Annotated in this window: 9 protein-coding genes and 1 pseudogene; all 10 read right to left on the minus strand. The window is 67.2% G+C overall.

The window, feature by feature from the left end:
• Positions 1-224 (minus strand): annotated as a pseudogene (locus tag D7X55_RS34615) (hypothetical protein); the annotation flags it as partial.
• A 96-nt stretch (positions 225-320) separates the two neighbouring features.
• Positions 321-797, minus strand: coding sequence for a SycD/LcrH family type III secretion system chaperone (locus D7X55_RS34620; RefSeq protein WP_120552736.1), 477 nt, complete (start codon positions 795-797; stop codon positions 321-323).
• 3 nt (positions 798-800) lie between these two features.
• Positions 801-1,283, minus strand: coding sequence for a hypothetical protein (locus D7X55_RS34625; protein ID WP_120552735.1), 483 nt, complete (start codon positions 1,281-1,283; stop codon positions 801-803).
• Positions 1,284-1,329: 46 nt separating this feature from the next.
• On the minus strand, positions 1,330-1,611 hold the full coding sequence (locus D7X55_RS34630; RefSeq protein WP_014398415.1) for an EscU/YscU/HrcU family type III secretion system export apparatus switch protein: 282 nt from the start codon (positions 1,609-1,611) through the stop codon (positions 1,330-1,332).
• A gap of 10 nt (positions 1,612-1,621) precedes the next feature.
• Positions 1,622-2,704: a type III secretion system export apparatus subunit SctU gene (gene sctU / locus D7X55_RS34635; protein WP_120552734.1), complete on the minus strand. Its 1,083-nt coding sequence runs from the start codon at positions 2,702-2,704 to the stop codon at positions 1,622-1,624.
• Between the two features lie 28 nt (positions 2,705-2,732).
• Positions 2,733-3,551, minus strand: coding sequence for a flagellar biosynthetic protein FliR (locus D7X55_RS34640; protein ID WP_120552733.1), 819 nt, complete (start codon positions 3,549-3,551; stop codon positions 2,733-2,735).
• A complete protein-coding gene (gene sctS, locus D7X55_RS34645; RefSeq protein WP_120528175.1) occupies positions 3,548-3,814 on the minus strand; it encodes a type III secretion system export apparatus subunit SctS in 267 nt (88 codons plus the stop codon). The genes D7X55_RS34640 and sctS overlap by 4 nt, the downstream gene beginning before the upstream one ends.
• Positions 3,815-3,830: 16 nt before the next feature.
• Positions 3,831-4,658: a type III secretion system export apparatus subunit SctR gene (sctR, locus tag D7X55_RS34650; RefSeq protein ID WP_120552732.1), complete on the minus strand. Its 828-nt coding sequence runs from the start codon at positions 4,656-4,658 to the stop codon at positions 3,831-3,833.
• Between the two features lie 10 nt (positions 4,659-4,668).
• The gene (locus tag D7X55_RS34655) at positions 4,669-5,328 is read right to left on the minus strand and encodes a flagellar biosynthetic protein FliO (protein ID WP_120552731.1); all 660 of its coding nucleotides are present in this window, start codon (positions 5,326-5,328) and stop codon (positions 4,669-4,671) included.
• Positions 5,329-5,426: 98 nt separating this feature from the next.
• The coding region (locus tag D7X55_RS34660) for a FliM/FliN family flagellar motor switch protein (RefSeq protein WP_233610247.1) at positions 5,427-5,751 on the minus strand (325 nt) is incomplete at its 5' end.

Below are 5,751 nucleotides of genomic sequence, written 5' to 3' on the forward strand. Positions count from 1 at the left end.
AAGCGCGTGAGCGCGTCCTTCACGTCCGTGTACAGCTGCTGATCCAGCGGCGCGGTGGGGGCGGAGGACGCCACCAGCTTGCGCATGTTGCGCAGCACCTGCTGGAACACGCCGGTCGCGGCCTTGGACTGCTCGTCCAGATCCACCAGCAGCTTCTCGCGCTTCGCGGTCAGTTCCGGCGGCTCCGGCGGCAGCTGCGGAACTTCCTTCTTGGGGGGGGCCATGAACCTCTCCATCGGTTGAGGTGAATGAATCGAGCCTAACAGAGTTTACTGGGCTTCCACATCCAACGTCCCGGCTGGAACGGGCCCGCCTTCGGATCAGCGCCGCGTGAGGGCGGTCACCATGGCGCCGGCCTTGCGCACCACCGGATCATCCGCGGGCGTCATGGCGGCAGCGCGGCGCAGATCCTCGAGCGCCTGCGGCTTCTGTCCCAAGGCCAACTTCACCTCCGCGCGCCCCACGTAGACGGCGGCGTCCTGCGGGGCCAGCTTCGCGGCCACGTCGAAGGCGGCGAGCGCGCCCTGCCCGTTGCCGGCGGCCATCTCCACCACCCCCAGCGCCTTGGCGAAGTACACGTCGGTGGGGTTGATGGCGTAGAGCCCCTGGAAGAGCGTGCGCGCCTCCGCCACCCGGCCCTGGTAGAAGAAGAAGTAGGCCGTCTTGGCGATGGCGTAGAGCTCGTCGTTGGAATAGCCGCGCACCTCCCGGAGCGTGGCCTTCCCTTCCGCCCAGCGTTGCAGGAGGGCCGTGAGCTTCGCCTCGTCCTGCGGATCCTCGGGGTCCAGCGCCGCCATGGGTCAGTAGCCCTCGTCCTTCTGCTCTTCCCACATGCGGCGGATGATCTCCTGCGACTCCGCGCTCACCTGGTCCACCAGGCCCAGCATGGCGGACTCGCGCTGCAGCAGGGCCTTGAGGCGCTCCAGGCGCTCCGGCGGCGCGTTCACCTTGGCCAGGCCGCGCTCCAGCATGCGGCGCTGCCCGTCATCTCCCCGGCCGGCGACGCTGGCCAGGTGCGGCCGGTCGCTGAAGCCCTCCAGGTCCGCGTCGTGACCGCCCGGGTGGGGCGGCAGGGGCAGCCGCAGCTCTTCCGACGAGTGCGCCGGACCGATGAAGTCCAGGAGCGCCGCGGAGGGCAGCGACGGGTTCTTGATGTTGCCCGCCTTGCGCAGCTTCTTCGCCCGGTCCAGCTGGGACGGGTCCACCAGCCGCTCGCGGACGCTGCGGGGACCTCCCCAGGGCCAAAGCGCGGTGCTGGGGGGCTGATTGTTGATTCTGGCCATGGTGGGCCGACTTCAATACAGGTGGGGGGGGCGCGTCCAGCCCCCTTCAGCGTCCGCCTGCCTGCTCTCGCTGCAGCGCGTAGACGAAGTTCAGCACCTCCGCCACCGCGTCGTAGAGCTCCTCGGGGACCTCCTGCCCCACGTCCACCCGGTACAGGGCGTGCGCCAGGGACACATTGCGCATCACCGGGATGCCGTACTGCTTGGCGATCTCCCGGATCTTCTCCGCCTTGAGGCGCATTCCCTTCGCCACCACGCGCGGGGCGCCGTCCGCCTTGTTGTCGTACTTGATGGCGATGGCGATGTCCGCCTCTTCGTCGCTGGCCATGGCGTCCTCCTCAGGCGCGCGCTGACGGCGCCGCGTTCTGCTGCTGCTTGAGCCCGTAGACGAAGTTCAGCACCTCGGCGACCGCGTCGTAGAGCTCCTCCGGGACTTCCTCGCCCACCTCCACGCGCAACAGCGCGTGCGCCAGCGGGACGTTGCGCAAGAGGGGGATGTCCGCCTCGCGCGCCAGCGCCTTGATGCGCTCCGCCTTGGCGTCCATGCCCTTGAGCAGCACCCGCGGCGCCCCGTCCTTGTTCTGGTCGTATTGCAGCGCCACCGCGACGTGGTCCGGGTTGGTGACGATGACGCTCGCGTCCTTCACCGCCTCCATCTGGGCCCCCTCCATGATCTCGTGGTGGAGCTCCTTGCGCTTGGCCTTGTGGTGCGGGTCACCCTCGCTCGACTTGTACTCCTTCTTGACCTCCTCCTTCGTCATCATCATGTCCTTCATGAACGACTTGCGCTGCCACCACACGTCGAACACGCCGAAGATGACGAACAGCATGATGATGCGCACGGACACCCGGTAGATGATCTCTCCCAGGATGGCCATGATGCCCTGCGTGTCCTGCCGCACCGTTTCGATGACCAGGGGCATGGAGTCGCGCACCACGCCGGTGACGACGTAGGCGGCGACGGAGATCTTGATGAGGTTCTTCAAGAGCTCCACGAAGGACTTCTTGGAGAACATGTTCTTCAACCCCGCGATGGGGTTGAGCTTGTCGAACTTGGGGATGAGCGGGTCGATGGTGAAGAGCGACCCCACCTGCAGGAAGTCCATCAGCCCGCCCAGCACCGCCGCGCCCGCCACGATGGGCACCGTCAGCAGCAGCAGCGTGCGCACGCCCATGTAGAGCAGCTGCGTGGTCGCCAGCGCCAGGTCGTCCGAGTGGGCGATGGCGTCGAAGCTGAAGCGGAAGAGCGTGGAGATCTCCCGCTCCACCGTGTCCCAGGTCCCCTTGACGATGCCCAGGCCAGCGACGAGCACGGCCACGCCCGTCAGGTCCTTGCTCTTCCAGGTCTGGCCCTTCTTGCGCGCGTCGTCGAGCTTCTTCTGCGACGGTTCTTCTGTTTTGTCGCCACTCTCGTCCGACATGGAGGAATCCCGGGAGGCTTGGGGCGGCTCAGGCCAAGAGCTGGATGGCGTGCTGGAACATGCGGAGCATGTTGGCCAGTTCCTGCTGCATGCGGCCAATCACCACGTGGATGGCGATGAACATGATCAGCACGCCCACCAGCGGCTTGAGCGACATGGAGATGAAGAACACCTGGATCTGCGGCGCGACGCGGTTGATGGCGCCCAGGGCCAGGTCGGTGACGAACGCGGCCACCATGCCGGGGCCGGCCAGCGCCAGGCTGATCTTCAGCAGGTCCGAGAAGGAGCGGATCATCAGGTCGAAGAAGGGCCACACGCCCCGGCTGAAGCGCGGGAAGCCCTCCAGCGGCACGATGGCGAGGCTCTCCGCCAGCGCCCGGATGATGATGTGGTGCCCGTCCAGCGACAGGAACAGCACCACGCACAGCTGCACCTTGAGGCTGGAGAAGAGCGACACCTGCGTGCCCAACTGCGGCACGTAGAGCTGGGCGTTGTTGCTGCCCGACATGGTGTCCATCAGCGTGCCGGCCACGCGGGCCGCGTCGAACACCATGTTGACGATGTACGACAGCGCCACGCCAATGAAGATCTCCTTGAGCAACAGCCCGATGTACGGGAGCGCGCTCAGGGGAATCCTGTCCATCTTGTCCGCCACGGACGGGAAGATCACCGCGGACACCAGCAGGCCCAGGCCCAGCTTCATCTCCGAGGGGACGACCTCGCCGCCCAAAAACGGGCTGAAGATGAGGATGGGCATCACGCGGCACATGATGAGCGCCATCGTGAAGATGACGACCGACAGGTTCACCCGAGCGCCCAGCTCGGCCATGACTTCGCCGATGTTCATCTGCCGATGAGCGCCGGGAAGCGGTCGAAGACGTGGAAGGTGAAGCGCAGCAACTGGCCACCAATCCATGGGCCCGTCATGGCGAGCACGCCGAAGACGAGGACGACCTTGGGCGCGAACGAGAGCGTCTGCTCTTGAATCTGCGTGGTGGCCTGGAACAGCGAGACGAGGAAGCCCACCAGGAGGCTCATGAGCACCGGCGGCGCGGAGACCACGAGCACCAGGAACAGCGCCTCCTGGGTGATGAACGTGAGCTGATTCATGGGAGTACGGGGCTCCTTACAGGTAGCCGATGACCAGGCCCTTGGCGATGAGGTACCAGCCGTCCACGAGCACGAACAACAAGAGCTTGAAGGGCATGGAGATGGTCGTGGGCGACAGCATGTGCATGCCCAGCGCCAGCAGGATGTTGGCCACCACCATGTCGATGACGATGAAGGGCACGAACAGCAGGAAGCCAATCTGGAAGGCCTCCTTCAGTTCGGACACGACGAAGGCCGGGACGATGACCATGAAGTCGTTCGGGCCGATGTCCTTGCGGTCCTCCTCCTTCCGCATCTTCTTCGCCAGGCTGTAGAAGAGCGTGCGGTCCTTGTTGGTGACCTTCTTCATCAGGAACTCGCGCAGCGGTTCCTTGGACTTGTCCGCGGCGCCCAGCATCGTGCCCACCGTCTCCGAGGAGAACACCGACGTTCCCCGGGACCAGATGTCGATGCCTCCCGCCCGGTACATCTCCTGGCCCACGGGGGCCATGATGTAGACGGTGAGGATGATGGCCAGGCCGGTGATGACCTGGGTGGGGGGAATCTGCTGGGTGCCCAGCGCCGAGCGGACGATGGACAGCACCACGGAAATCTTCACGAAGCTGGTCACCATCATCAGCGCGAACGGGACCAACGACATGGCCGCGAGCGCGAGGATGAGGATGAGCGGACGGGAGGTGAAGGAGTCGCTGCTCACCGCCTCCTTGACCATTTCATCCGGCATCGAGTCTCCCCCCTTCTTCGCCGCGGACGCGACGAAGGGATGCAGGGACACGAGGGCCGCGAAGAGCCAGGGCGGAGCGCGGAACAGCAGCGGACGGGCGGCGGGAGACGAACGGTTCACGTGACGGCCTTCAGACGCCCGGCGGCGGCGTGGTGCCACCGGTCCGGCGGGAGAGGAGCTTCTGGAGGAAAGGACTCAGGGACACCGGCGACGACGGCGGACGCGCGGCGCGGATGCGCTCCACGGCGTCGCGGTCCAGCTTCGAAACCAGTTGCACGCCACCCTCGCCGCCACCCACCAGCAGGTACTCGTCCGCGGCCTTCAGGACGAAGAGCGTGCGCCGTTGATCCAACGGGATGCGCTCCATCACCGACACGACCGACGCCTTGCCCACGGGCACGCCCTGCAGCCCCATCAGCCGGCGCAGGCCCACGTTGAGCGTGAGGTAGATGGCCGCGAGCACCGCGCCCAGCAGCGCCACCGTGCGCACCACCACCCAGCCCAGGCTCTCCTGCGCCGCGTCGGCTTCGGGCTCGGCCATGCCCAGCTCGCGGTCCAGCTCATCCGCGTGGCGCTTCGCGCGGGCGGCGCCATCCCCCGTCGCGGCAGGAGCCGGAGTCTGCGCGGGAGCCTGGACGGAGGCCGGTGCGGGAGCCGCCTCCTGCGCCGGTGCCGCCACGGAGGCGTCAGGCGTGGAGGCCGCGGGCGCCTGCGCCAGGACGGCGGGCGACGCGAAGAGCAGCGCGGCGCCGAGCAACAGGCGCGAGGAGGAAAGACCGAGGACCGCCATGGATGGGCGCGAGCCTAGTGCACCCGAGTCAGGACCGCCACGGGCCCGGGCACGCCTCCCTGCCCGCCTGCCTCGTGACGCACGGGAGCAAAGCGCTTTCAGCTCAGCTGGATGATGCGCACGCCGAGCTGCCCCTCCAGCTCCACGAGCTCGCCCCGGGCCACCACCTTGCCGTTCACCGACAGGTCCACGGGCTCCCCTGCCCCACGGCGCAGGTCGAGGACCTGTCCGGTGCGCAGGCCCACCACCTGTTCGGCCGTGATGGGCACGCGCGCCAGCTCCACCGCCACCTGCAGGGGCAGGTCGCTGAGCAGATCGCTTCCGTCCCGGTTGTTGTCGTCCAAAGCCGCCCCTTCGAGTTCCGGAGGAACGCCCAGCTCCGGGTTGGTGAAGTCCTCGTTCTCTTCCGACCCGCCCCCGGGC

The organism is Corallococcus sp. AB049A, from assembly GCF_003668885.1.
In the GTDB taxonomy this organism is placed as follows: domain Bacteria; phylum Myxococcota; class Myxococcia; order Myxococcales; family Myxococcaceae; genus Corallococcus; species Corallococcus interemptor.